At 67.3% G+C, this 681-nt stretch carries 1 protein-coding gene; it reads right to left on the bottom strand.

Going from position 1 to position 681, the window contains the following annotated elements:
• A partial coding sequence (locus tag KUM44_RS39845; protein WP_254390797.1) for an extracellular solute-binding protein occupies positions 1–681 on the bottom strand: 681 nt, incomplete at both ends.

Genomic DNA, 681 nt, shown 5'->3' with positions numbered 1-681 from the left:
TTGTCGTAGTACTTCGGCGCACCGGCGAGCGCGTTGCGCTCGTCCTCGGTGAGCTTGGCGTAGGCCAGCGGGGACGACGGGTTCGACGGGAAGGCCTTCGCCAGGGCGGCCTGGCTCTCCGCACGCAGCGAGAAGTCCATCAACTGGTAGGCGGCATCCGCGTTGGCCGCGCCCTTGGCGATGGCATAGCCCTGGAACTGACGGCGCATGCCATTGAGCTGCCGCTCCACCGGGACGCCCTGCTTCTCCAGGTCGGCGATACGGCCGTCCCACACGGTGGACATCGTGACCTCCTGGCGGCTGAGCAGCACACCGGGGAGCGGGCCGCTGTCCCAGTACTTCTTGATGTCGCCCCGCAGCCGGGTCAGCACCTTGAAGGCACGGTCCACATCCAGCGGGTACAGCTTGTCCATCGGCACGCCGTCGGCCAGCAGCGCGAACTCCAGCTCCGGCAGATCACCGTCCGGGTTGCACATCGAACGGCCGCCCTGGAACGCCCCGGTGTCCCAGAAGTCCGCCCACGACTCCGGCTTCTTACCGCCGAAAGCATCCGTGCGGTATGCCATACAGGCGCCGTAGAAGCTGCTGCCGACGGCATGGTCCGTGATCTGGTTGTCCGGGATCTTCGCGCTCTTCACGCTCTTGAGCCGGTCCCGGTCCAGCGTCTCCAGGGCGTCCTGC

This window comes from Streptomyces sp. AC550_RSS872, assembly GCF_019049285.1.
GTDB lineage: Bacteria > Actinomycetota > Actinomycetes > Streptomycetales > Streptomycetaceae > Streptomyces.
The sequence above is the reverse complement of the archived record's forward strand: the minus strand, read 5'-3'. Positions and strand labels throughout refer to the sequence as shown.